Below are 24,068 nucleotides of genomic sequence, written 5' to 3' on the forward strand. Positions count from 1 at the left end.
ATAAGACGCACTTAAGAGTTGAACTCCAAGCTTGGTCGTCACTGCGGTGAACATTTGGACTTCCGGCCGCTGTTGTCACCAGATTTCTTTGATTTTATCCCTCTTCGTCGAGGTTGAAATCCGGTGACAAAGGCGATCGCTAACGCTCCTACAGTTCCAAATTTCCCCTCCGCTTCTTTTTGCTTTTCGTTAATTTCTTTCGTGCGTCTTATCTACCTGGTTTATTTCGTAACAGTAGCCTTAAGCTTCTTGTTCTTCTTCCGTGTCTCCGAGATGGCGTAGATAATCAGGCCGATAACCGTTGCCACATAAGGAAGCGTAGCAATCAGCTCAGCCGGAATCTTCAGCACCTGCAAGGCATTGGAGAGCGCATCGGCTGCCCCGAACAGCAAGGAGGTCAGCGCTGTACCTACGGTTGTACTCCGGCCCATGGACTCTGCAGCAATCGCGATCCAGCCCCGGCCGGCAATCATATCACGGGTGAACAGTGACAAATACCCCATTGACATATAGGCTCCGCCCAGACTGGCAAAGAAGCCGCTGAGCAGCAGCGCACTGTACTGGATACGGACCACACTGACTCCGACGGACTGGGCCGCATGGGGATTCTCGCCCACCGAGCGGATACGCAGCCCCAGCGGTGTACGGTTGAGCAGATAATAGACTACGAGCACTGACAGTATAGAGAAATACGTCAGAATGTGGTGGCCCGACAGAATCGGTCCCAGCACCGGAATATCCTGCAGGAGCGGAATATTCACACTCGGCAGCACTTTACTCGCTAGGGAGGTGGAAGATCCTTTGTCGCCGCTCAGCAGATACAGAATAAATACCGTACCGCCGGAGGCGAACATATTGATCGCCACCCCGCCGAGAATAATATGGGTCTTGAATTTTAAGGTGAAAAAAGCCAGAATGCCCGCAATCAGCGTTCCTGACAGCACCGCCCCAAGCAGTCCCACCCAGGCGCTCTGCGTATAGGCGCTCACAATAACCCCTGCCAGCGCCGAGACCAGCATGATCCCTTCCATCCCGATGTTAATGATTCCGGCACGGTTGGAGATCAGCGCCCCCAGTGCAGCAAACAGAATCGGTGTGGTCACACGCAGTACAGAGAAGGCAAAATCCGTCGTCAGAATGACATTCAGCAGACTGTTCATGCTTCCTTCGCCTCCTTCAGCAGCATGCGGTTCTTCCAGAACTTGAGGAACTGCTCAGCGGATATCAACAGAATAATGACAGCCTGAATGATCGAGATCATCTCGGAGGGCACATCCGACAGACGCGACATCATATCGGCGCCAATGCGGATATAGGCCAGGAAGAGCGCCGAGACAATGACGGAGAGCGGATTATTCTTGGCCAGCATGGCCACCAGCGCACCATCCATACCGTAGCCCGGCAAGGAGGTCCACTGAAACCGGCTGTACATCCCGAGCACTTCCACCGAGCCGCCCATACCGGCAATGAACCCGGCGATCAGATGGACCAGAATGATCACTTTGGCCGTCTTCATGCCTGAATAACGGGCGAAATCCCGGTTGACCCCGGTCATCCGCAGTTCATAGCCCCATTTGGTCCGGTAGAGGAACAGATGGGCCAGCACTATAAGCACCAGCACGATAATAAGTCCAGTGTGAATCCGCGTCCCCGCAAACAGCTTGCTGAGCTGGGCCGTTTTCTCGAATTTAAAAGAAACGTTGGCAAACGCCTTGGCATCCCGCAGATGATAGTTCAGCAGGTACAGCCCCACCCCAAACAGGATGTTATTGAACATCAGCGAGGTGACCAGCTCATTGGCGTTCCACTTCGCTTTGAGAATACCGGGGATGGCTGAGAGCAGTGCCCCTACGATCGAGCCCGCAAGAATCGCCACTACCGGATGGAACCAGCTGTTCAGGCTGAGATGAATCGCCAAGGCAGTAGTCACGACACCGGAGAAATAGAAGATCCCCTCCGCTCCCAGGTTGAACATATTGGCCCGGAACAGCAGGGAAACCGCAAGGCCGGTGAACATCAGCGGAATCGCCATTTCAATGACGTTTCCGATATGGCCCTTCGTGGACAACGGCTCCCAGAGGAAGATTCCGATCGTCTTCACCGGGTGGTCACTGACCAGCGAGATGATCAGGAACGCGATAATAAGTGCAATGACGATGACCGCCGCTGTGCGGATCGCCTCGAAATATTTGACTTTAAACATGATTTGCGGCCCTCCCGGTCTGCTCTTTGTCCTGCCGGTTAATTCCCAGCATGTAGAGCCCCAGCTCTTCCTCACCGACTGCTGACGGATTATCGAAATAGGCAACAATCTGGCCCTCATACATCACGAGAAGACTGTCGCTCAGCTCCAGAATTTCATTCAGATCCGCTGATACCAGCAGCGTGGCACAGTTCGCCGAGCGCAGCTCCAGCAGCTTCTGGTGGATGAACTGGGCAGCCCCGATATCTACGCCCCGGGTCGGCTGCTCGGCGATCAGCAGCTGCGGATTCGTGGAACACTCCCTGGCTACGACTACCTTCTGCATGTTACCGCCGGACAGCATGCCGATCGGCTGCTGCGGGCCAGAGCAGCGCACCTTGAATTCTTCCACCAGCGCAGAGGCCAGCGCAGCAATTCTTGACCCGTGCAGGAAAGGCCCTTTATTCATATCCTTCTGACGGTAGCGCGTAGAGATCAGATTGTCGGCAATGCTGGCTTCTCCGGCAGAGCCCTGGCGCATCCGGTCCTCAGGGATATAGGATACCCCCAGGTTGCGGATGTCCAGAATATCCAGCTCACGGATATCCTTCCCCTTCACCTGTACCGATCCGCTGCCGCCAACCCCGCGCAGGCCGCCGGTCAGCGCCTCGATCAGCTGCGTCTGTCCGTTCCCTTCAACGCCGGCGATGCCGACAATCTGGCCTTCACGGACCGAGAAGCTAATCTCGGAGAGCAGCGCTTTGCCCTGGCTGTCTGAGATGCTCAGCCCTTCCACCGCAAGCACCGGCTTGCCGTAGGGAAGATCGCTTTTGTCATACTTCAGCACCACATCCCGCCCAACCATCAGCCGCGAGATCTCCTGCTCTGTTACTTCCTTAGTATCGAAGACACCTTCACTCCGGCCGCCGCGCATGATAGTAATCCGGTCACAGATTGCTTTGACCTCCTTCAGCTTGTGCGAGATGAACACAATCGTGTGCCCCTGCTCCTTAAGCTGCTGCAGCTCATGGAACAGCTCCTCCGTCTCCTGCGGAGTCAGCACCGCTGTCGGCTCATCGAGGATGAGAATCTTGGCCCCGCGCACCAGCGCCTTCAGAATTTCCACCTTCTGCTTCATGCCGACGCTTAGGTCCTCCACCTTCGCCTTGGCATTCACTGAGAGATTATATTTACGTGCAGTTGCTTCTGTCAGACGTACAGCCTCTGCATAATTGAAGCCCACGCCCCTCTTCGGCTCCATACCCAGCACCATATTTTCAGCCACTGTAAAAGAAGGCACCAGCATGAAATGCTGATGCACCATACCGATACCGCGGTCAATCGCGTCCTGCGGGGACTGCAGCTTCACTTGTTCTCCCCGGATATAGAGCCCGCCTTCGCTCGGGCTCTCCATTCCAAACATAATTTTCATCAGAGTCGATTTACCGGCTCCGTTCTCACCCGCAATCGCATGGATCTCGCCTTCACGCAGGGAGAACTCAACGTTCTTGTTGGCAACCACACCGTTCGGATACACTTTGGTGATTCCCCGCATTTCCAGCAGAGCATTTGCCATGGGTTATCAACGCCTTTCAACCAAAGATTCTATTCATGTCCTTAAGGTTTAACGGCATTACGGATCGCTTCGACCTCAGAGGTCTCCATACCCATTGCATTATCCACCTTAATTTCCTTATTGATCAGCTTCTGCTTCACTTCTTCAATCTTGGTCTGCAATTCCGCCGGGAATGCCGCTTTGTAGATTTCGTTCTCGGCAATGCCTACGCCGTCTTCCACGAATCCAAGTACATCGCGTTTACCCATTTCAAGCGTGCCATCCTGCAGTTTCTTCACTGCACCAAGGATGGCCGAATCGATCTTTTTAATCGCAGAAGTAACGATCAGGTTGGCTTTCACACTATCCGTATCCTTCAGCAGCATCGCCTGGTCCGAATCGACGCCGATTGCATATTTGTTCTTTTCCTTCGCTGCATCGAAGATACCAAGGCCCGTACCGCCCGCCACGTTGAAGATAATATCTACACCCGAGTTATACTGGATCAGCGACAATTCCTTGCCCTTCGCAGGGTTCACGAAATCTCCGGCATAAGAGACAGCTACCTTCACTTCCGGATCAACATATTGCGCTCCCTGAATGTAACCGACCAGGAAGGCATTGATGCCGGGAATATCCATTCCGCCCAGGAATCCGATCACATTGTCCTTGTTGGCGTTAGGCATATCAGACTGGGTAGCAAGCGCCGCAGCCGCTCCGGCCAGGAAGGAGACCTCGTTGGTCGAGTAGGACATATTGTACATATTGGCAGGCGCTTCCTCGATGTCAGTGTCATAGTTGATGAATTTTTTATCAGGATTCGCTTCTGCCGTTGCATTGAACATTTCTGTAATTTCCGAGCCGCCGGAGATGACAACATCCCAATCCTCAGCAGCGATATCATTAAAAGTCGGCTCCCATTTCGTCTTGTCAGCGCCCATTTCCACAACCTTCGTTTCTGCGCCAAGCTCGCTTTTCACCTTCTGCAGACCATTGTTCGCCGCATCAAAAAACGATTTATCCCCCAGCGTCCCCGGAATCAGCAGTACCACCTTGAGCTTGTCCCCCGCAGCCGAGCCTCCGCCTTCCGCATTCGTTCCCGGAGTTGCTGCCGCACCATTCCCGTTCCCGGACTTGTTGTTTCCGCACGCAGCGACCAGTACCATAACTGCCAGCAACATTAAAGTGAGCATTTTCTTTTTCATTTTCTAAGTTCACACCCCTATTTGTAATAGATCCACCCTGCTGAATAGCATAAAATCCCAATTACACGTTTTGTTAGTTCCTTCGAACCGGGCAGCATGAATAAGCGACTGTTGAAATTCTGAAAATACGCAATTTACTCTGAAAACCAAACATTTCATGTTACATTTCACTAAAAAACCGTAAAATATCCGAACAAGATGGCCAGTCCAGTTGAGAATCTTCGGTTTTATTGATAAGATCATAACAAATGAAAACATAAATATTTATATATATTCGGTCAACTTTTTATACGATTCGGCTAAATGACTATCTAGGGAGGCTCATCATGGATCGTGTCCTATATATTGTAAATGCAGAGCATGAAGCGGGTACCTATATCCCTCCGCACCAGCATGAGTGCTTCGAGCTTGTCTATTATATCCATGGTCAGGGCACCTGCAGCATCGGCCAGCGCAGCTATCACTTCCGGCCCTCTACCTTCGCCCTCATTCCGGCAGGCTTCAAGCATGACGAGAATCATCAGCCCAGCCCGGAGGTGCTGTTCGTCGGCTTTCACTGCGGCAATCCGGTGATCAATTCGCTGTCCGGTGTGTTTGACGACGATAAAGAGCACACAGTACTTCAGACCCTGCAACGGATGAGCGCCGAGTTCAAGCGCAAGCGCGACGGGTTCAGCGAGCTGCTGAATCTACAAATGAGTGAAATTACCGTCTATCTCCAGCGGCTGCTCAGCGCCTCCGATTTCCATTCCCCGGCCGAGGATCAGATGCAGTATGTGCTTAATTATATGAACGAGCATTACCGCCACAAGCTCTCGGTGGCCTCGCTGGCAGAGATGTCCGGCTACAGCTACGACCGCTTCCGGCATCTGTTCAAGGAGCGGTTTATGCACTCCCCCCACCGTTATCTTTTACTAAAACGCCTGGATTATGCCAAATCGCTCCTCCTGCACAGCCAAATGCATATTTCCGAGGTCTCGGCTGCAGCCGGATTCGTCAACGACGCCCAGTTCTGCAATATGTTCAAACGGGAGATCGGCCTTTCCCCGCGCACCTTCCGCATTCAGAGCAGAGTCATATAGGGAATAGTCCCCCTCCCCTGTCACAAGTAGCTTTTGTACACGAATCTTGCATTTGTTCACTGTGCTGGGGTCCGGCCTGTTCACTGTTGTAAGCTTGTTCCTCTGTCCTGTTCATAGGCTGGAGCTTATAATCGTACTATGAACATTTAAGACAAGGACGGTACCCGCAAGAATACACAGTGAGTCAGGGGGGCTACTTTGGATGAGACTGAACAAGATCGGCAATCAACGGGCACTGTACAGCAGACTGCTAGTGAGCATTACGCTTTGCGTCTCCTTAACCTTTCTGGTCTCCACCATCATTTATTACAACTACTATATCGGCGTAGAAAAGAAACAGACCTTCCAGTCCGACCTCGGCAACCTCACACAGACCAGCCGGGAGGTCATGAACATGACCGATGCTGCGCAATCGCTTTCTTTTCAAATCTACCGTAATAGCACCATCTCCAAAATCGTGTTCTACGATAAGCCGGACATCTACGATGTCACCGCCGCTATGTCCGAGCTGGGCAACTATCTGAGCTCCATGCCTTATATCGAATCCATCTATGTATATAATCCCAAGGGCGGGCAGCTGTATGTTGCCTCCTCCCATGGCCAGAACGGTGTGTATACCGAAAAGGAGCTGGTCGATACCTCCATTCTGGATATTCTGAGCCACTATCAGAACTATAAGGCGTTCACCCCGATCCCCAGGGTCTATTCCAACGGCGCACAGGAGAATGATCAGGTCCGTGCCTACACCTTCCTGTGCCTGGATGCCATTGGTTGGGACCGGGCGATTAATTCGGCGGTGATTGTCAACATTTCTGCCCCTTGGATCAACAAGGAGATCGCCAGCCCCGTGGATTCAACCAGCGCCACCTATATACTGGATGATCAGGGCGCCTTCCTGTCCAGCAATAGCCTGAAGCAGCAGGAGCTTTCCCACGAGGAAGCGGGATTCATTGAGCAGCGGATCAAGGGCCGGGAGGCCGGCTATTTCATCGCTCCCTTCGGGGGCGTGAACTCGCTGATTTCTTATACAGCACCGGACGATTTAAGCTGGCAGTATGTACGAATTACGCCGTATGAGATCATTACGAAGCAGACCAACAACATCCGTAACACCACCCTGCTAATCGCGGGTCTTGTGCTGGTGGCCGGCATCGGCCTCTCCTGGATCATGTCCAGAAGTCTCTACCTGCCGATGAACCGGATTGTCAGCGAGATGCATATTCTGGAGACCGAGAAGCGCGACAGCATGTTCATGATCCGGCAAAATACACTGCGGGACCTGATCCTCGGCCTGAAGCCGCTGCAGTCCATGCAGCAGGTGGAGAAGCTGCGCCAGCTCGGCATTCATTTCACCTTCAATGATGATTATCGGCTGATCCTACTGCGGATTGACCGTTACCGGGAATTCCGGGAAGCCCGCTCCTCTTATCTGCTGGCCTCCAAGTTCGCCATCATGAACATCGCCTCCGAAATCTGCGGCCAGACCTACCGCGTGGAGACTGTAGATATGAACGATGACGGAATCCTGGTGCTGCTGAACATTATTGATCCCGTGGAATATACGGATACCGGCCTGATCGAAGCCCTGCTCCGGCAGATTCAGCAGGCCTGCTCCGATTATCTGAAGATCAGCCTTACGCTGACCTACAGCCATATTGACCGTAATGCCAGCCAGCTGCATCAGCTCTATCAGCAGGTCCGCGAGGCGTCGAATCACCGGCTGTTCTATGGTCATGGCTGCATCCTTAATGCCCGGGACATCTGCACGCTTCAGTCCAGCACTTATCATTATCCGGCGGACAAGGAGAAAAAGCTGGCGGATGCATTGCTGAGCGGTAGAGTGGACGATGCCGCCGAGCAGTTCAGCTCGATGATCCGCGAGACCGGGGCCTTCCCTTATCAGACCGCGCAGTTAACCGTGTCCAGGCTCAGCGTCACCGTCAGAGAGATCGTAAATTCGATCCAGAAGCGTAACCGCTTACAAATCGATGGAATAGCCGAGCTGCCCTGCCTGGAAGCCATCGAGACGATAGAGGAGCTGGAGGCGGCTTTCGCCGCCCTCTTCCATACCCTGCAGGAGCAGCTGGCCGGCAAAAAGAACACCAAGCAGCACGACCTCATCTGCCAGATCAACGCCAAGATCAATGAGGATTACATGAAGCCCCATCTGAGCCTGAACCAAATCGCCGATGAACTGGACATGTCACCCATCTATATCAGCCGTCTCTACAAGCAGCAGACCATGAACAGCATCGTCGATGTCATCCTTGAGGTGCGGATGCGTGAGGTGTGCGCCCTGCTGGAGAACACCGACCTGCCCGTCACCGCGATCGCCGAGCGCTGCGGCTTCACCAGCAGCTCCTACCTGCACCGGATGTTCAAGCGCAGCTTCGGTACAACGCCTACCGATTACCGGCGGTTAAAGAGTGTGCGGATGAACTAGGGGGTGTGCTTTGGTGGAACACCAAGCCTGCCGTTGGCTTCCCTGGTTTAGTGAAGCACCAAGCGCCTCAGATCTCACTAACCCGCACATGGTCGAGATGCTCATATCATTTAAACAAACTCGGCCAGTCTCGAAGTTGCAGATATTGCAACTTCGAGACCGTATTCATACCTCACTTTGTTAAATTGTTGCACCAAATGCAGCAACTCGCCCAAGTATCCGCCGAACTTAGAAGGAATGATGCCTTTCCTGCAACAATTCCCGTCCAGGCCCCATTTATAACGTAGAATGTTGCAATTTGTGCAGGATTTAAGTAGTGGTGGCGCTTTTGCGCTTTGGTGGAACACCAAGCCACGCTTTCCGCTTTGCCTTGCAGTTTCCGCTTTGGTGGAACACCAAGCCACGCTTTCCGCTTTGTCTTGCAGTTTCCGCTTTGGTGGAACACCAAGCCACGCTTTTCGCTTTGCCTTGCAGTTGCTGTGTGTGGAACACTAGCCCGTCTCCAGATACATGGAGACGGGCTTCTGCTCTCCCCTCCTGCCCCGGAGGCCTTAGGGCTGACGCGGCCTCCGCGGCTGTGGTCTCGTTGCGCCAAGCGCTTAAACAGCGGAGAAAACGGAATGAATGTGGAGAAGCGGAGCGTTCGCCTTTGTGTCCGGATTTTCACCGCTAAGGTAAAATCAAAAAAATCCGGACACAACAGCGATCGGAACATCATTCCGTTTTCGGAGCGTCCACCCAAGCGCCCAAGCACCAACCTGCGCCCCAAGCCCCCAGTCACAGCAAAAAGCCCCAAAAGCCATACGGCTTCCGGGGCACCACCTCTACTTTACATAAGCCTCCCACTGCTTCGTCCACTCCGCCTGAATCTTCTCCAGGCCCGCCTGCTTGGCCTTCTGCATGAAGGTCTCCAGGCCCTTATCCACATCATCCACGAGTCCGGCCTCCAGCGGGAACAAGTACTGCTTCTCTACCTGCTCAAGCGCAGCCTTCTCCGCCTGATAGGAGGTGTAATCCTCGGCGAAGCCCAGGAACAGATCCGGCTTCTGGATTTTATCCAGCTCATCAAAGATCGCCTTGACCCCGTCAAAGCCCTTGTCGAACAGCATGAACTCCGGATTTCTCCACGCCCAGCCGTTCATGCCTTCCCGGGTGAAGCCATTGGAGGTACTGGTGCCAACAAGCTTGTAGTAGCCGTCTTCCACCGTGTAGTTCTTGCCTTCAATACCGTATTGCGTCAGCTGATTATAGCGTTTGTCCAGCACCATCTTCTGATAGAAGGCGAGTGCCCGCTCCGGGTTCTTGCTGCTCTTCGGAATAGCGAACCCGTTGTGAATCGGATGTACAGGGGTTGCATAGCCGGTTGTCAGGCCGAAAGGAGAATACGCCAGCTCCCAATCCGGATGAGTCGTGCTGATCTTCATCTTCATGTCGTTGAACCGGTTAGGATTGTCGCCGAACATGCTGGCCGCTTTACCTGAAGTGACCGGGTCCTGCATCGTATCCTTAATATTCAGCACATTCTTCGGAATGAAGCCTTTATCGGCCCAGCGCTTCATCATCTTCAGCTCTTCTTTTTGCTCATCGGAGCCCCAGTAGGAGTAGACCGTGGACGGAGAATCATACTTCACACCCATGCCGTACGGCAGCGCGCCGACCATTTTATGCAGCTCCGTGTAGATATAATGGAGATTGTTGCCTACATCGCTGTTGAGTGACATGGGCATCATATCCGGCTCGTTTTTGACAATGCCGTCCATGTAGGCCTCATAGCTGGCCAAGTCCTTAGGCTCGGGGAGATTGTATTTCTTGCGCAGATCCTCGCGGTAGACGAACCCGTTGGTTACATACTCCTTGAAGGTCGCCGGAACCGTGTAGATTTTACCGTCAACCTTAACATCCTCCCACATTTTCTCAGGGACGAACTTCTGCAGCTCGGGTGCCGCCTTAGGCAGCAGATCATCCAGTGCCAGGAAGGCACCGCGCTTCGCATAGGATTGATATTGAGTCCAGTCCGCCGTAAAAATCAGATCAATCGCCTGCCCGGAGGACAGCAGCAGCTTATACTTCTGATCCCAGTCCGTCCAGCTGGTGAAGTTGAACTTCACCGTGGCGTTCAGGTCTGCCTCAGCCATTTTGTTGACCTCCGCCTGGATGGCCGGAAGATCCTTAGGAGCATCGCCGAGCATATAAAATTGCAGCTCCACCTTCTTCGAGGTGTCGATCCCGGTATCCGCTGCCTTCGCCGCTCCCTCTGATGCAGCCGGTGTGCCTGCGTTGCCGTCCTTCCCGGCACTGCCGGTGTTGCCATTGCTGTTCCCCCCGCCGCAGCCGGCCAGGAGCGATAGAGCGAGCACACCTGTTGTAAGCGTAACCAAAGATCGTCTGCCTGCTTTCTTTCTCATGAATGAACCCTCCTAGAATTTGTTGTAATCCCATGCTTCATCGATGCTCCTCGTGCAGTTCTCTCCCCGGAAGCATACCGCCCTTGTGTGTGACTCTATGTTAGCCGATATAGCAGCTGTACGGTAAAGGTACAATCTGCCACACGGTTCTAACCTTTGACCGCTCCGATCGTCAGCCCCTTCACGAAATAACGCTGGATGAACGGATACAGGAACAGAATCGGACCCGTGACCACAATCGCCATCGCCATCTTGGTGGATTCTGTAGGCAGATCACTGCCTAAGCTGACCCCGGTACCCGCGCCCATATTGGCGATGAAGGAGGCCGAGTTAATGACATTGTACAAATGGAACTGCAGCTGATACTTATGCGGATCATTGATGAACAGCGAAGAGGAGAACCAGTCATTCCAGTAAGCCAGAGCCAGAAACAGACCTACGGTCGCGATGCCGGGCATCGAGAGCTGCAGCACAATGCGCCAGTATATTTTGAAATCCCCCGCCCCGTCAATTTTGGCCGATTCGAACAGCTCCTCCGGCACCGCCGAGCGGATGAAATTCTTCATCAGAATAATCAGGAACGGCGTCATCAATCCGGGGAGAATCAGCGCCCCGTAAGAGTCGGTCAGATGCAGATACTTAGTAATCATAATGTACCAGGGCACCAATCCCCCGCCGAACAGGGTCGTGAAGTAAATATAGAACGAGAAGGTATTGCGGTATTTGAAATCCTTGCGGGCCAGCACATACCCGGCCATCGTCATGAAGAACAGTCCCAGCGTCGTCCCCGTCACCGTAGTGAACAGCGTCACCCCATACGCCCGCAGCACCTCATCAGGAAAAGTAAATACCGTCTTGTAGCCCTCCAGCGAGAACTGCGCCGGGATGAAATGATACCCGTCCTTGATGATGGACTCATTAGCCGTCAAGGAAGCCGAAATAATCAGCAGGAACGGAATCAGACAGGCTAAGGAGCCTAGTATAATTACCGTGTAAGCCACTCCCTGGAGCAGCCTGGTGTACGAGTCGTCTTTGATTTGCATGCTCTTTCTCTCCTTCCGCAGCAGGTTCCGCACAACCTAGAACAAGGCGTAATCGTCATTTATTTTACGGATGATATAGTTGACCGTCATAATCAGGAAGAAGCCGAACAGCGATTGATACAGGCCGGCCGCCGTTGCCATCCCGACATCGAAGGTCACCTTGAGCGAGCGGAACACGTACGTATCCAGAATATCCGTTGTATTGTACAGCACCCCGTTATTGCCAATCAGCTGGTAAAAGAGGTCAAACTGCCCCTTCATAATACTCCCCAGCGAGAACAGCAGCAGCATGACGAAGGTCGATTTCAGCATCGGCACCGTGATATACCAGATCCGTTGAAAAATGTGGGCACCGTCAATTTTGGCTGCTTCATAATATTCCTCGCTGATGCCCGTGATGGAGGCCAGGTAGATGACCATGCTGTAACCGAGATTTTTCCAGAGATAAAAGAGAATGATCAAGAAAATCCAGATGACCGGATTATTATAGACATCCACAGGATTCGCCCCGAATTGCGTCAGCAGCGTATTGAGGAAACCGTTATCATAATTGAACACATTGTAGACGATAACGCTCAGAATAACGAACGATACGAAATACGGCAGGAACATGACCGATTGGGTCAGCTTCTTGAACCACTTCACCCGCAGCTCGCTGAGCAGAATCGCACAGATAATCGCCAGCACATTCCCCAGTAAAATAAAAGCCAGATTGTAGCCGATCGTATTGAGCGTCAGCTTCACCAGCGTGCCGGACTTCCAGAGGAATTCAAAGTTCTTCAGCCCCACGAAGGGAGCGTCGAACAGCCCGGAATTGAAATCAAACTGCGTGAACGCATAATAGACCCCGACCATCGGAAAATACGAGTTAATTAGAAAGAACAACAGCGTAGGCAGCAGCATCAGGAACAGAATCCGGTTATGGACCAGCTCATGCACAAAGCCCTTCTTCCTTTTCTTCCGGGTGCCGGACTCAAGCTGCGGGGATAGCCCGCCCATTCCCTTCATGGGAAGCTGGGTGACAAGCGGCATACCGGTCTTGCGTTTGCGGTGTCTCAAAGCCTTCACTCTCCTATGCCTATAGATAAGTTGCCGCGTTAGTTACTGGGTCCGAAGCCTCCGCCCTTGGGCCTTGATGGCCCTGCGGCTTCGTGAAATCCAATGTATGACCTGAGTATAGAAGAGGCCCCCTGCGGCTGAACAGTGAAGCTTCGGGATATTCCTGCACTTTATGGCTAAGCACACTGTGCACTTATCATACTTTTGTGCAGTAATCGCAATTTCAACGCAAATAAGCCCCCGGAGTACTCCTTAAGGAGAAGAATCCGGGGGAATTCGGGTGGCCGCTCAGGACCTATCCGTAGCCTTACGATTTAAACTTGCCTGTAATAAATTATAGGTGATATACTCTGGAAAATGTACTAATTCTCCAACCTAAACTTTCAATATCCAAACTTATCTTCAGGAGGCCAGCCTATGAACCCGCTTCTGTTCCGTATCCCTCCCCTGCCGCATTATATTGCCAGCGGCCGCAATCACTGCCAGCCCGGCTATCAGCACCGGAGCCGCCAGCAGATCAAGGTATTTGACTTGCTCATTGTCCAGCAGGGCTGCCTGTATATCGGCGAGGAGGAGCAGCGCTTCACCGTGAAGGCAGGCGATGCCTTGATCCTGCGCCCCGACTGCCACCACTTTGGAACCGAAGGCTGCAAGGAGGAGACGGCCTATCATTGGCTTCACTTCCAGACCTTCCATGACCTGCCTTCCTTATCCGTAGCAGGGTCCGCTTTCGGCAACCCGAACGAGACTACAGGAGAGCTTCCCGCTTCTCTATTCGATATCAGCTCCTTCAATCTGGTGTTATCCCAGTTTGTCAGCTTACTTCTGCCGGACAGAGCTTACGAGGTATTGGAGCAGCTCACGCAATTGCAGGCCACCGCCCACCTTGAAGCCGTCCGCTTCCGGCAGCAGCTCCTCTTCCAGGATCTCCTGCAGCAGCTGGCCGCTTCTGTAAACCCGGAGCACCGCAGCTCCCAAACCACTTTATGTGCCGAGCAGGCCGCCTCCTATCTCCGCTCCCACTACCGTGAAGAGATTACAACCGCCATGCTGGGAGACAGCCTCAACTTCCATCCGGTCTATATTGCCCGCTGCATGAACAAGGTATATGGCTGTTCACCTATGGAATATCTGCTCCGCTACCGTATCGGACAGAGCAAGCTGCTGCTGATGCAGACCAGCTTCCCGATCGCCCGGATTGCCGAAGAGGTGGGCTTCAACCAATCCTCCTACTTCAGCTCCACCTTCATGAAGCTGGAGGGATTGTCGCCGCGAGAGTACCGGCAGCGCTTCTCATGAAACAGGCCATCAGCGAAGGATACGCTGATGGCCTGTTTACTTAGTGATTATTACACCTCCGGCAATGCCGCCGTCAGCGTGAACTCGAATTCCAGCGGCTGATTGGCTGCGATCCGGTATTCCGGATGCACCGGCGCACCCCAGCTGTCATCCCCTCCCACACCCAACTGCTGCGCCGCGAGGGTGACAACCGTGTAGTGCACCTTAGGCAGCTCATAAGCATGTGCTGCCTGCTCCAGCTCGAACGCTGTATACGGTGACAGCGTACATTCCAGCGGCTGGCCTGCAGCCGCCTGAATCTGCAGCCCATACCCCCGGCTGTCCGTGATGCTCACCTCACGGACGCCCGTCCGGTTGCCGGATTCCTGCGGCACCAGATACGGTGACGGCAGCTCCGCCACCTTACGCCGGAACCGGGTGAGCCGCGCTCCATGTGCGCGGTCACTGTAGTTCTCTTCCGGTCCGCGGGCATACCACTCGGTGGCCTCGTAGTCTGCCGACATCCGGAAGGATACCGCCACTACCGGCACATCCGGCAGGCCGTCTGCCCCGCCATAGACCATACGGACACGGACCCTGCCGTCGGCATGGACCGTGTATTCAATGCTTGCCTTCAGCTCACTGCTGATGCTGAAGGCATAATCGAAGCTGACCGTAGCCCGGTCTGCTTCGGTATGCAGGCTGACCGCCGTACACTGGCGGGCCAGACTGGCCGCGAACCAGCTGCCGGCATGGTATCCCAGCGCAGTCCCCTTATCATTGTCGGTCGTTGCCCGCCAGAAGTGCGGAGCCGGCGGAGTCGCAATCATCTCACGCCCCCCATAGCAGAGCGACACCAGTGAACCTGCCTGTTTGGAGAATAACGCAGAGAAGCCGCGGCCGCTCACCCCAATGTTCACATCTCCTTCAATGACGCCGAACTCCGCTGCCGCAGGCAGCAGCGCCGCTTCCCCGCCTGCTGTTACCCCGGCCGCTTCTACGCGGAAGACATGCTCTCCATAAGCGGTCTCGAACCCCTGCTCCGCCCATAACTCTACTTCCTTCAGCACCAGACTTACAGCCAGTGTATACTCCCCTGGAGTTGCTGATACATCCGGCAGTTCCAGCGGAATTCTCGCCTCTTCCTGAGCGGCAACCGCAAGCTCCTGCTGTCCCTTGAAGATCTCCCGTCCTTCCCGGTATAACCGGAACTCCAACATCAACTGGTCCGTTCCTTCGAACAGATTGCCGTTGGTCACCGTCACGGCGTCCTGTTCAGGAACAAGCCGGATGTTCTGGTAGAGGAACTTTACCTCCTGCATCTTCGGCGTGATACTCCGGTCAGCGAACACAATCCCGTTGCCGCAGAAGCTATAGTCCGTCGGCCGGTCATCGAAATCCCCGCCATACGCCAGATACTCTTCACCGTACCGGTTCTTGGCCACCAGCGCCTGATCGATGTAATCCCAGATGAAGCCGCCCTGATACAGCGGATAACGGCTCTCCAGCTCGATATATTTATGGAGTCCCCCTACCGAATTCCCCATAGCATGCATGTACTCACAGCTGATATACGGCTTATCCGGCTGATTCTCCAGGTATTCTACAATGTCTGCGGGCTTGGCATACATCCGGCTCTCCATATCACTGCTGTCATTATATTTGCGGTTATGGAAGACTCCTTCATAATGCACCAGCCGTCCCGGATCAGCCTTGCGGAAGTAATGGGACACCTTCAGAATAACCTCACCCGCATACGATTCATTGCCGCAGGACCAGATCAGGATCGACGGATGATTTTTATCGCGCTCCAGCATCGATACCGCCCGGTCCAAGACAATCTCCTCCCACTCCGGCTTATCCCCGGGGATGTTCCAGGACGGCTCAACGGCGCCCATCTTCTGCCATGAGCCATGGGATTCCAGATTCATCTCATCAATCACATACACCCCGTATTCATCACACAGCTCATACCAGAGCGTCTGATTCGGATAATGCGAGGTCCGCACTGCGTTGATATTATTCTGCTTCAGGATGATGATATCCTTGATCATATCTTCCTTGGAAATGTTCCGTCCTGTACGGGGGTTGAACTCGTGGCGGTTGACGCCTTTGAACATGATCCGTTTGCCGTTCAGCAGCATCAGCTTGTCCTTCAGCTCAAACACGCGGAAGCCCGCCCGCTGCACAATCGCCTCCACCAGTTCCCCTTCGCCATTACACACAGAGATACAGACGTTATATAGGTACGGATTCTCCGCGCTCCACAGGAACACCTTGCCTGCATCCACACTTAGAGCCGCCTTACCCGCCACAGCCCGTCCTTCTGCTTCCGCTACCACAGCGCCTGCCGCATCCTTCAATTCCACCCGAACCACAGCCTCAGTCTCAGTTGCCATACGAAGTTCAGCCGTTAACTTGCCTTTCTCATAAGAAGCATCCAGCCCCGCCTGAATCCGCAGATCCTGTACATGCAGCTCAGGAACCGTATACAAATACACCTCACGAAAAATCCCCGAGAACCGCCAGAAATCCTGATCCTCCAGCCAGCTCCCCGTACAGCGCTGATAGACCTCAACCGCGAGCTTATTGGCTCCTTCCTGCAGATAGGGTGTCAATTCAAATTCCGCCGGGGTGAAGCTGTCTTCACTGTAGCCGACGAAGTGCCCGTTCAACCATACATAACAAGCCGCCTCTATCCCCTGAAAAGAAATAAAGACCGGTCCCTTACCCATATTCTCCGGCACCTCAAAAAACTTCACATAGCTGCCCACCGTATTACTGCTCACCGGAATCTCCGGCGGTCTTACAGCATCCAGACCGTCCCAAGGGTACATCGTATTCGCATATTGCGGTCTGCCGTACCCCTGAAGCTGAATATGACCCGGCACCTGGATGTCCCCCCAGCCTCTCGTATCATATTCCGTCTTATAGAAATTCTGCACACGGGCTGCCACATTCACTGCATAACTGAATTTCCAATCTCCGTTGAGCGAGTGGCGCAGCGCCATGGGGGCTTGTCTCTCCGCTTCCTCCATCGTTCTATAATAGCGGTGGTCCGAATGCGCTTCCAACCGGTTCACCTTAAATACAGATACATCGCTTAGCCAATCCAGACTAGGTTCATTGCCTGACATTATAGTGTCCTCCTTCATCTTCTTGAAGTGAATCTGTTCCTTATTCTACCCAAAGTTTGCCCCGGCTCCCAGAGCAGGATCACAACTTCGGTGCAGATAACTTACTTTTCAAGTGGTTTTATAATTTCCGGAGGCTTCGGCTTCATTCTCAAGGGAAGCGAAATAAGCGATCTTATGGTCAATCTTCCGGGCAAAGCTCTGAAAGAATTTAATCTTCTCATCGATATGCTGTTTATGCTCCTGCAGCAGCTTGCGCTGATCGGGCAGACGGTCCCTGCCTTCCTGGGAGAGCGCGATGAATTGCTTAATGTCCGCTATAGCCATTCCGGTATCCTTCAGGCAGCAGATTAGCGAGATCAGCTCCAGATCCTCGTCATTGAAGCAACGGTTACCGTTCACATCCCTTGCCACAACCGGCAATACACCCTCCCGTTCGTAGTAACGCAGCGTATATTGGCTCAGTCCGCTTTTTTGTGCTATGGTTTTGATGCTGTATCCCATCATGCAGCTCCTTTCTGCCAACCATGGCTGGCTTCACCTATATGTAAAGGTAACACCAATCCGTTTCTATGAACAGCCACTCTATGATTCTATTGACTTACACCTAACTCTAAGGTCTAAGCTTACACTATACCTTCATTTAAGGAGTGAATAATTAATGGTAAAAAGAATTAATGTGGCTAACGGTACACTTGAGGTATCCGAGATTTCACTCGGTTGTATGCGGATCGCTGATCTGTCTCCCAAAGAGGCTGAAGTCCATATCCACAGCGCCCTTGAGGTGGGCATAGACTTTTTCGACCATGCAGATATTTATGCTGGCGGTAAAGCGGAGGAAGTATTCGGGGACGTACTGGCGGCAAATCCCGGCATGCGCGACCGGCTGATGATTCAGGCCAAATGCGGCATCCGTAACGGCTTCTTCGACTTCTCCAAAGAGCATATTGTAACTTCGGTTGAGAACAGCTTGAAGCGGTTACAGACCGATTATGTCGATGTCCTTCTCCTCCACCGCCCTGACACGCTGATGGAGCCGGAGGAAGTAGCCGAAGCCTTCGATAATCTGGAGCGCAGAGGGCTGGTCAAGCATTTTGGCGTCAGCAACCAGAACCCGCTACAGATTGAGCTGCTGAAAAAGAACGTCAAGCAGCCCCTCCTGTTCAATCAGCTTCAGCTCAGCATCATGGTTACCGGCATGATTGATGCCGGCTTCAATGTCAACATGACCAATGCGGGTTCCGTAGTCCATGATGGTGGAATCCTGGAATACAGCCGCCTGCACGATATGACCATCCAGCCATGGTCGCCGTTCCAATACGGATTCTTCGAGGGCGTATTCCTCGGCAACGAGAAGTTCCCTAAGGTGAATGAAGTGATTAACCGTCTCGCCGCAGAAAAAGAGGTAACCGATACCGCCATCGCAACCGCCTGGCTGCTTCGCCATCCGGCTAAGATGCAGCCAATTGTCGGTACCACCAACACAGCACGCCTGCTCGACATCGCGAAGGCTTCACGCATCACCCTCAGCCGCGAGGAATGGTACGAGATTTACCGCGCAGCGGGGAATGTGCTGCCTTAAGTCCAAACTTCTGTATGACAAAACCCGCACACCTCCTCTTCAGTATAGGGGTGTGCGGGTTTTTTATTGCTTGCAAAAAATTTTATATCATAATACGCTTTTCACAGACATCGATGTACTTATATTTAGAAGGAGAACTTGTGTGAATAGCAGAATAGAAAATTTCGAGAATCTGATCAAAACAGACTATGGCAATATTGCTGGTATTGCAGTACTGATCGGCAGCGAAAAGGTATATGAAAGCTATTTCGACGGCTACACCGCTGACGATACGATCCATGTTGCATCCGTGACCAAAAGCATCATTTCTGCACTTATCGGCATTGCCATAGATCAAGGCTTTATTAAAAGTATAGATCAGAATATATTGGAATTTTATCCGGATTACACGGTCAAGCGCGGCGAAAAAACGATACAGGATATCACTATTAAAAATATGCTGACAATGACCGCACCGTATAAATACAAATCGGAGCCCTATACAAAGGTCTATACCAGCGAAGATTGGACCAAAGCTGCGCTGGACTTGTTGGGTGGCAAGGATGCTCCTGGAGAATTCAGGTATTCCACAATCGGTATACAGGTCCTGTCGGGAATCCTCACCTATGCAACAGGCCAATCTGTACTTCATTTTGCCACCGATAATCTGTTTGAACCGCTTGGCATTGAAGCACCCCCTAATGCAATGATCCATTGCAAAGAAGATTATTTGGCTTTCCTCAAAAATAAAGATGTAAGCGGTTGGATGATGGACCCCAAAGGCACACATACTGCAGGTTGGGGCCTCGCCTTAACCGTCATGGATATGGCGAAAATTGGCCAAATGTACTTAAATCAAGGATTCTGGAACGGTAGGCAAGTTCTATCCTCAACATGGATCAAAGACAGCACCCAAGAAAGCAGCCGATGGGGAGATTTAGCGTACGGGTATTTATGGTGGATTGTTAGCAATGAGGGAGGAGGTTGTTATGCGGCTTTGGGCGACGGCGGAAATGCGATTTATGTTAACTCCAACAAGAAAATGGTAGTTACGATTGCTTCGCGTTTCATGCCGCGTGCGAAGGACAGAATTGAATTGATTACAAAGTATATCCTACCGTTGTTTGAGCCGACAAAGGAGTAACCGACATCGCCAAAGCCCCGGACATCACCCTCAGCCGCGAGGAATGGTACGAGATTTACCGCGCAGCCGGGAATGTGCTGCCTTAACGAAGAAGGCAAAAAACACCGCCAGACTTTAGACCTCTTTGGGGTTAAAGCTGGTGGTGTTTTTTTTAACTATCTCGCGGTTGGACTTGCCTTTTTACCCATCCTATAAATTCCAATCCAGGCTAACATTAATACGATCTGAGCCAGAACGACCAGCCACAATACTTCTGTGAAACCTCCTATCAGGCAAAATATAGTATTAACCAGGGGGAACCCTAAGAAAGTAAACATGATCGGAAAATCTTTTTTGGGAGTGATTGAATAAATAACCTTCCGGTCCCAGAACTTTAGGAAAGCTAATGCTAAAACTCCGATTGTAATTACAGAAAGTGCAATCAAATTCACCCATTGCATATTAGAGGTTCTTTCGAAGAACGGCCCCATATAGTTAAAGAAGTTAGATAAAGGTGAGAACATACAAGCCAATGACGCAATGGCCGCCAGAAACGGATAGATGTAACCCACGGATTTACTGTAGCCTTTCTTTTTATGCCACCATTCCCCAATTAGAATAAAGACTGTCCAATACCCCGCTATATAAATCCATCCTGTAAAATTCATCACAGGTTCCCCATAGATTTGAGGTTCACCGGCCAGCGGATAATAAGTCCATCTTGCAATGGTTCCATCCATGGTCTGAAAGATCTGTTTAACGGCCACCGGGTCGAGTGAGAAGTCAAACACCATAGCGCTTAATCCCGTAATAAAGGGCTTTGTCCAGGCCGGTATATTTACAGACTTTAGCACACGCAAAGTGGAATAAATGATCAGAAACTCAATAATAGGAACAGTAATTGGTATATTAAATAACATCAAAATACTGCGCCCATAGGCGTAGAAACCTTCCCCAAGCGATGAAGCAGTAATTTCAAAAACGGCGGCGTAAAAAAACACAAAACCTATAAATTGAAGCAGAACCGTTTTGGGATGTGTTTCCTTATCAAGGATATAGAAAACCATTAGAACAGCAGCAATTAAGACTATAATATCTTGAATAATCCATACAGGGACTACAGTTATATCACCCATATTATTCCTCCATTTAATTTAATTTGAATCGAACGTTCAAATAAATTATAATATCACCATGTTAGTAAAACAACAGGCTGTTCGTTTGGATTATGTTAGTTATCATACATATCATATTAGATTTGTTCATTTACTATTTTATTATTTTAAATCGGGAGGATACGATGTCAGACAAAAAAACAGATCACAGAGTGAGATATACAAAAATGGTTATAAAAGAAAGCTTATTAAAGCTGCTGACAGAACGGTCAATCAATAAAGTTACCGTGACCGACATTTGCAGAGAAGCGAATATTAATCGCAACACCTTTTATTCACACTATGCTAGTCAATTTGAGCTTCTTTCAACGATCGAAAATGACCTTTACGAAGAAATTAAGCAACTTGGGATTAGTTCTGCAAGCCCTCAAAAGCTGTCTTATGAATTATGTAAGTATATAAAAGCAAACAAAACGATATGTGAGGTTTTGTTCTCCGAGCATGGTGATAAAGAATTGTTAGAAAGAATCCTTTATATCAGTCACGATCTAACTATTGAGCGATGGAAGCAGGAATTAAAGTATTTTGATCCACAATTATTTGAGTCATGGTATACATTTACCGCTCATGGCAGTATAGCCATTATTAAAAAGTGGGTGAGCAGTGGTCTGAGGGAAAGCCCCAGTAAAGTTGCAGCCTTTATTGATAAAGCGACAGAGGCAGTATCCAAAGCATTTTACTCTAAAGAATTATAAATCATAAAAAATGAAGCGGTCCCCCTGTTTTGAAGGCCGCTTCTCTGCTCTTTTTCCAACATTCATCTTGTTCCAATTTCATTCTGACCGATCCTTTTGATCCTTTGCTGCTTGTAAAAGTACGGCCTCTTGAGCTGAAAGCTCATTTAAAGTCGTGAAAAAAGGTTCTATAGGTACCATCACACCACAGGTTGAGCCTAATCCCAGCATCAATCTGAGATAAAATTGAACCTTCCTTTTCTCCCTGGAAATCTGCTCTAATTCTGACAGGTCCGAATTTTTTCTTCATCAGCCGATGCTTCCTTCCATCTCAATCCTTAGTGTCGCCATTCTCCTCAGTTCCCCTCCCGTATTGTTCTTCGGCTTGCGTACCCAAAGTGCCCAACAGGCGGCTGAATTATCGGGCATGGCCCAATCCATCGGATATCTGCTGGCAGCCATCGGCCCGGCGCTGATTGGATACTTGCATGATGCCAGTCATAGTTGGAGCGCTCCACTCCTGATAATGGTCGGCGCCTCTGCTCTTCTTGGCATCGTTGGTCTAGGTGCAGCCAGAAATCAATTTGTTGGTGCTGCGAAGTAAGTTCATGAGATAAGCACTCAAGCGCTTAAGCACTTAAGCAACTGATGATTACTTAGATCTTAGACACTGCGAATATAAAAAAAAGAGTTCATCGGAGGTATACTCTGATGAACTCTTTTAGCGTATACCGGCGAGAGGACTCGAACCTCCACGGTTTCCCACTCGATTTTGAGTCGAGCGCGTCTGCCATTCCGCCACGCCGGCGTATACATATATAATTTCCAGAAAAATAATGGAGGTGCCACCCAGATTTGAACTGGGGATAAAGCTTTTGCAGAGCTTTGCCTTACCACTTGGCTATGGCACCAGATTAAATGGAGCGGACGACGGGAATCGAACCCGCGACCCTCGCCTTGGCAAGGCGATGCTCTACCGCTGAGCCACGTCCGCATATAATGGCTGGGGATATAGGAATCGAACCTATGAATGACGGAGTCAAAGTCCGTTGCCTTACCGCTTGGCTAATCCCCAATATATTTTTTAAAAGAAAATGGGGCGACCGATGGGTCTCGAACCCACGAATGCCGGAACCACAATCCGGTGCGTTAACCCCTTCGCCACGGTCGCCATGTAAAGCTATTTAATTGTTATGCCTTATTACTCTTATAAAAGAAATGGGGCGACCGATGGGTCTCGAACCCACGAATGCCGGAACCACAATCCGGTGCGTTAACCACTTCGCCACGATCGCCATATGATTCTTTTATATGAAATAACTTGGCAGGGGCAGCAGGAATTGAACCCACACCAACGGTTTTGGAGACCGTTGTTCTACCTTTAAACTATGCCCCTAAAAATGGTGGAGGCTGATGGATTCGAACCACCGAACACGTACGTGAGCAGATTTACAGTCTGATGCGTTTGGCCACTTCGCTAAGCCTCCACGGTATGGTGCCGGCGAGAGGACTTGAACCCCCAACCTACTGATTACAAGTCAGTTGCTCTACCAATTGAGCTACACCGGCATATTAAGTTGTATATGGTGGCGCGGGAGGGAATCGAACCCCCGACACAAGGATTTTCAGTCCTTTGCTCTACCGACTGAGCTACCGAGCCATATAAATATTTTGGTAAAAATGGCGGAACCGACGGGATTCGAACCCGCGATCTCCTGCGTGACAGGCAGGCATGTTAGGCCAACTACACCACGGTTCCAAAGTAATATTGCGGGGGCAGGATTTGAACCTGCGGCCTTCGGGTTATGAGCCCGACGAGCTACCGGGCTGCTCCACCCCGCGTCATTGAACAAAATCTATTCGGTTAAAGATAGATGGTGGAGGCTGAGGGGTTCGAACCCCCGACCCTCTGCTTGTAAGGCAGATGCTCTCCCAGCTGAGCTAAGCCTCCATATATGACTCGTATGGGATTCGAACCCATGTTACCTCCGTGAAAGGGAGGTGTCTTAACCCCTTGACCAACGAGCCACGCTGTTCTATTACTTGTAAGGTATTGCTACGGAGAGAGAGGGATTCGAACCCTCGAGACGCTTGTGGCGCCTACACGATTTCCAATCGTGCTCCTTCGGCCAAACTCGGACACCTCTCC

General features: G+C 51.4%; 17 protein-coding genes, 15 tRNA genes and 1 pseudogene. 8 read left to right on the forward strand and 25 right to left on the reverse strand.

The window, feature by feature from the left end; genetic code table 11:
• Positions 1 to 221: 221 nt before the first annotated feature.
• The 4 genes from NST43_RS26165 to NST43_RS26180 are packed head-to-tail and all read right to left on the reverse strand — an operon-like array spanning position 222 to position 4,942.
• Positions 222 to 1,160, reverse strand: a complete 939-nt coding sequence (locus NST43_RS26165; RefSeq protein ID WP_036700375.1) for an ABC transporter permease — start codon at positions 1,158 to 1,160, stop codon at positions 222 to 224.
• On the reverse strand, positions 1,157 to 2,203 hold the full coding sequence (locus tag NST43_RS26170; RefSeq protein WP_209994126.1) for an ABC transporter permease: 1,047 nt from the start codon (positions 2,201 to 2,203) through the stop codon (positions 1,157 to 1,159). Before NST43_RS26170 ends, NST43_RS26165 begins: the two co-directional genes overlap by 4 nt.
• Complete coding sequence (locus tag NST43_RS26175; RefSeq protein WP_209994127.1) at positions 2,196 to 3,758, reverse strand: ABC transporter ATP-binding protein; 1,563 nt, start codon at positions 3,756 to 3,758, stop codon at positions 2,196 to 2,198. The genes NST43_RS26170 and NST43_RS26175 overlap by 8 nt, the downstream gene beginning before the upstream one ends.
• A gap of 41 nt (positions 3,759 to 3,799) precedes the next feature.
• Positions 3,800 to 4,942, reverse strand: a complete 1,143-nt coding sequence (locus NST43_RS26180; protein WP_339220267.1) for a BMP family ABC transporter substrate-binding protein — start codon at positions 4,940 to 4,942, stop codon at positions 3,800 to 3,802.
• Between the two features lie 326 nt (positions 4,943 to 5,268).
• Between NST43_RS26180 and NST43_RS26185 the strand changes: the two genes are divergently transcribed.
• The 3 genes from NST43_RS26185 to NST43_RS26195 all read left to right on the forward strand — a co-directional run bounded on the left by NST43_RS26185 (position 5,269) and on the right by NST43_RS26195 (position 8,962).
• Entirely contained in the window at positions 5,269 to 6,024 is a 756-nt protein-coding gene (locus tag NST43_RS26185; protein WP_076085625.1) for an AraC family transcriptional regulator, read from the forward strand.
• Positions 6,025 to 6,226: 202 nt separating this feature from the next.
• Entirely contained in the window at positions 6,227 to 8,467 is a 2,241-nt protein-coding gene (locus NST43_RS26190) for an AraC family transcriptional regulator (RefSeq protein ID WP_339220269.1), read from the forward strand.
• Between the two features lie 288 nt (positions 8,468 to 8,755).
• The gene (locus NST43_RS26195) at positions 8,756 to 8,962 is read left to right on the forward strand and encodes a hypothetical protein (RefSeq protein WP_339220271.1); all 207 of its coding nucleotides are present in this window, start codon (positions 8,756 to 8,758) and stop codon (positions 8,960 to 8,962) included.
• A 329-nt stretch (positions 8,963 to 9,291) separates the two neighbouring features.
• On the opposite strand, the gene NST43_RS26200 is transcribed toward NST43_RS26195, so the two are convergent.
• The 3 genes from NST43_RS26200 to NST43_RS26210 all read right to left on the reverse strand — a co-directional run bounded on the left by NST43_RS26200 (position 9,292) and on the right by NST43_RS26210 (position 12,914).
• Complete coding sequence (locus tag NST43_RS26200) at positions 9,292 to 10,872, reverse strand: extracellular solute-binding protein (protein ID WP_339220273.1); 1,581 nt, start codon at positions 10,870 to 10,872, stop codon at positions 9,292 to 9,294.
• Between the two features lie 149 nt (positions 10,873 to 11,021).
• Positions 11,022 to 11,915 (reverse strand): carbohydrate ABC transporter permease, encoded by an 894-nt coding sequence (locus NST43_RS26205; RefSeq protein WP_209994132.1) that lies wholly within the window; start codon positions 11,913 to 11,915, stop codon positions 11,022 to 11,024.
• A 36-nt stretch (positions 11,916 to 11,951) separates the two neighbouring features.
• Positions 11,952 to 12,914 carry an ABC transporter permease subunit gene (locus tag NST43_RS26210; protein ID WP_339225531.1) on the reverse strand — a complete coding sequence of 321 codons (963 nt, stop codon included), beginning with the start codon at positions 12,912 to 12,914 and terminating at the stop codon, positions 11,952 to 11,954.
• Between the two features lie 477 nt (positions 12,915 to 13,391).
• Between NST43_RS26210 and NST43_RS26215 the strand changes: the two genes are divergently transcribed.
• Positions 13,392 to 14,273, forward strand: a complete 882-nt coding sequence (locus NST43_RS26215) for a helix-turn-helix domain-containing protein (RefSeq protein WP_209994134.1) — start codon at positions 13,392 to 13,394, stop codon at positions 14,271 to 14,273.
• 50 nt (positions 14,274 to 14,323) lie between these two features.
• Here NST43_RS26215 and NST43_RS26220 read toward each other — a convergent pair whose 3' ends face one another.
• Positions 14,324 to 17,389 (reverse strand): glycoside hydrolase family 2 TIM barrel-domain containing protein, encoded by a 3,066-nt coding sequence (locus NST43_RS26220; protein WP_209994135.1) that lies wholly within the window; start codon positions 17,387 to 17,389, stop codon positions 14,324 to 14,326.
• Positions 17,390 to 17,497: 108 nt separating this feature from the next.
• Positions 17,498 to 17,893, reverse strand: a complete 396-nt coding sequence (locus NST43_RS26225) for a MerR family transcriptional regulator (protein ID WP_209994136.1) — start codon at positions 17,891 to 17,893, stop codon at positions 17,498 to 17,500.
• A gap of 154 nt (positions 17,894 to 18,047) precedes the next feature.
• On the opposite strand from NST43_RS26225, the gene NST43_RS26230 reads away from it, so the two are divergent.
• Together NST43_RS26230 and NST43_RS26235 are read left to right on the forward strand one after the other, a co-directional pair.
• Positions 18,048 to 18,968 carry an aldo/keto reductase gene (locus tag NST43_RS26230; RefSeq protein ID WP_209994137.1) on the forward strand — a complete coding sequence of 307 codons (921 nt, stop codon included), beginning with the start codon at positions 18,048 to 18,050 and terminating at the stop codon, positions 18,966 to 18,968.
• A gap of 142 nt (positions 18,969 to 19,110) precedes the next feature.
• Positions 19,111 to 20,091: a serine hydrolase gene (locus tag NST43_RS26235; RefSeq protein WP_209994138.1), complete on the forward strand. Its 981-nt coding sequence runs from the start codon at positions 19,111 to 19,113 to the stop codon at positions 20,089 to 20,091.
• A 155-nt stretch (positions 20,092 to 20,246) separates the two neighbouring features.
• Here the strand turns inward: NST43_RS26235 and NST43_RS26240 are convergent, their stop codons facing one another.
• Positions 20,247 to 21,206, reverse strand: a complete 960-nt coding sequence (locus NST43_RS26240; protein WP_339220276.1) for a carotenoid biosynthesis protein — start codon at positions 21,204 to 21,206, stop codon at positions 20,247 to 20,249.
• 164 nt (positions 21,207 to 21,370) lie between these two features.
• Between NST43_RS26240 and NST43_RS26245 the strand changes: the two genes are divergently transcribed.
• Both NST43_RS26245 and NST43_RS26250 read left to right on the forward strand, forming a co-directional pair.
• Positions 21,371 to 21,940 (forward strand): TetR/AcrR family transcriptional regulator C-terminal domain-containing protein, encoded by a 570-nt coding sequence (locus tag NST43_RS26245; protein WP_209994140.1) that lies wholly within the window; start codon positions 21,371 to 21,373, stop codon positions 21,938 to 21,940.
• Positions 21,941 to 22,289: 349 nt separating this feature from the next.
• A pseudogene (locus tag NST43_RS26250) lies at positions 22,290 to 22,523 on the forward strand (MFS transporter); the annotation flags it as partial.
• Positions 22,524 to 22,648: 125 nt separating this feature from the next.
• Here the strand turns inward: NST43_RS26250 and NST43_RS26255 are convergent.
• The 15 genes from NST43_RS26255 to NST43_RS26325 form a co-directional block, all read right to left on the reverse strand.
• Positions 22,649 to 22,727 (reverse strand) — tRNA-Leu (locus NST43_RS26255).
• Positions 22,728 to 22,756: 29 nt separating this feature from the next.
• Positions 22,757 to 22,830, reverse strand: a tRNA-Cys gene (locus NST43_RS26260).
• An 8-nt stretch (positions 22,831 to 22,838) separates the two neighbouring features.
• Positions 22,839 to 22,913: transfer RNA gene (locus NST43_RS26265), tRNA-Gly, on the reverse strand.
• A gap of 6 nt (positions 22,914 to 22,919) precedes the next feature.
• A tRNA-Gln gene (locus NST43_RS26270) sits at positions 22,920 to 22,994 on the reverse strand.
• A 20-nt stretch (positions 22,995 to 23,014) separates the two neighbouring features.
• Positions 23,015 to 23,090: transfer RNA gene (locus NST43_RS26275), tRNA-His, on the reverse strand.
• Between the two features lie 48 nt (positions 23,091 to 23,138).
• Positions 23,139 to 23,214: transfer RNA gene (locus tag NST43_RS26280), tRNA-His, on the reverse strand.
• A gap of 27 nt (positions 23,215 to 23,241) precedes the next feature.
• A tRNA-Trp gene (locus tag NST43_RS26285) sits at positions 23,242 to 23,315 on the reverse strand.
• A 5-nt stretch (positions 23,316 to 23,320) separates the two neighbouring features.
• Positions 23,321 to 23,406: transfer RNA gene (locus NST43_RS26290), tRNA-Tyr, on the reverse strand.
• A gap of 6 nt (positions 23,407 to 23,412) precedes the next feature.
• Positions 23,413 to 23,488: transfer RNA gene (locus NST43_RS26295), tRNA-Thr, on the reverse strand.
• Between the two features lie 15 nt (positions 23,489 to 23,503).
• Positions 23,504 to 23,579 (reverse strand) — tRNA-Phe (locus tag NST43_RS26300).
• A gap of 21 nt (positions 23,580 to 23,600) precedes the next feature.
• Positions 23,601 to 23,678, reverse strand: a tRNA-Asp gene (locus NST43_RS26305).
• A 9-nt stretch (positions 23,679 to 23,687) separates the two neighbouring features.
• Positions 23,688 to 23,761, reverse strand: a tRNA-Met gene (locus NST43_RS26310).
• 33 nt (positions 23,762 to 23,794) lie between these two features.
• Positions 23,795 to 23,870 (reverse strand) — tRNA-Val (locus tag NST43_RS26315).
• Between the two features lie 5 nt (positions 23,871 to 23,875).
• A tRNA-Glu gene (locus tag NST43_RS26320) sits at positions 23,876 to 23,947 on the reverse strand.
• 31 nt (positions 23,948 to 23,978) lie between these two features.
• Positions 23,979 to 24,068 (reverse strand) — tRNA-Ser (locus tag NST43_RS26325).

The sequence above is a fragment of the Paenibacillus sp. FSL H8-0332 genome (assembly GCF_037963835.1).
GTDB classification, from domain to species: Bacteria; Bacillota; Bacilli; order Paenibacillales; family Paenibacillaceae; genus Paenibacillus_AQ; species Paenibacillus_AQ rhizoplanae.

What these genes read in the sequence shown, in the direction of transcription:
- NST43_RS26190 (WP_339220269.1), top strand. Translation starts at nt 6,227, where the DNA reads ATGAGACTGAACAAGATCGGCAATCAACGGGCACTGTACAGCAGACTG.
- NST43_RS26200 (WP_339220273.1), bottom strand. Translation starts at nt 10,872, where the DNA reads ATGAGAAAGAAAGCAGGCAGACGATCTTTGGTTACGCTTACAACAGGT.
- NST43_RS26205 (WP_209994132.1), bottom strand. Translation starts at nt 11,915, where the DNA reads ATGCAAATCAAAGACGACTCGTACACCAGGCTGCTCCAGGGAGTGGCT.
- NST43_RS26215 (WP_209994134.1), top strand. Translation starts at nt 13,392, where the DNA reads ATGAACCCGCTTCTGTTCCGTATCCCTCCCCTGCCGCATTATATTGCC.
- NST43_RS26245 (WP_209994140.1), top strand. Translation starts at nt 21,371, where the DNA reads ATGTCAGACAAAAAAACAGATCACAGAGTGAGATATACAAAAATGGTT.
- NST43_RS26230 (WP_209994137.1), top strand. Translation starts at nt 18,048, where the DNA reads ATGGTAAAAAGAATTAATGTGGCTAACGGTACACTTGAGGTATCCGAG.
- NST43_RS26220 (WP_209994135.1), bottom strand. Translation starts at nt 17,389, where the DNA reads ATGTCAGGCAATGAACCTAGTCTGGATTGGCTAAGCGATGTATCTGTA.
- NST43_RS26210 (WP_339225531.1), bottom strand. Translation starts at nt 12,914, where the DNA reads ATGGGCGGGCTATCCCCGCAGCTTGAGTCCGGCACCCGGAAGAAAAGG.
- NST43_RS26175 (WP_209994127.1), bottom strand. Translation starts at nt 3,758, where the DNA reads ATGGCAAATGCTCTGCTGGAAATGCGGGGAATCACCAAAGTGTATCCG.
- NST43_RS26165 (WP_036700375.1), bottom strand. Translation starts at nt 1,160, where the DNA reads ATGAACAGTCTGCTGAATGTCATTCTGACGACGGATTTTGCCTTCTCT.
- NST43_RS26225 (WP_209994136.1), bottom strand. Translation starts at nt 17,893, where the DNA reads ATGATGGGATACAGCATCAAAACCATAGCACAAAAAAGCGGACTGAGC.
- NST43_RS26170 (WP_209994126.1), bottom strand. Translation starts at nt 2,203, where the DNA reads ATGTTTAAAGTCAAATATTTCGAGGCGATCCGCACAGCGGCGGTCATC.
- NST43_RS26180 (WP_339220267.1), bottom strand. Translation starts at nt 4,942, where the DNA reads ATGAAAAAGAAAATGCTCACTTTAATGTTGCTGGCAGTTATGGTACTG.
- NST43_RS26185 (WP_076085625.1), top strand. Translation starts at nt 5,269, where the DNA reads ATGGATCGTGTCCTATATATTGTAAATGCAGAGCATGAAGCGGGTACC.
- NST43_RS26195 (WP_339220271.1), top strand. Translation starts at nt 8,756, where the DNA reads ATGTTGCAATTTGTGCAGGATTTAAGTAGTGGTGGCGCTTTTGCGCTT.
- NST43_RS26240 (WP_339220276.1), bottom strand. Translation starts at nt 21,206, where the DNA reads ATGGGTGATATAACTGTAGTCCCTGTATGGATTATTCAAGATATTATA.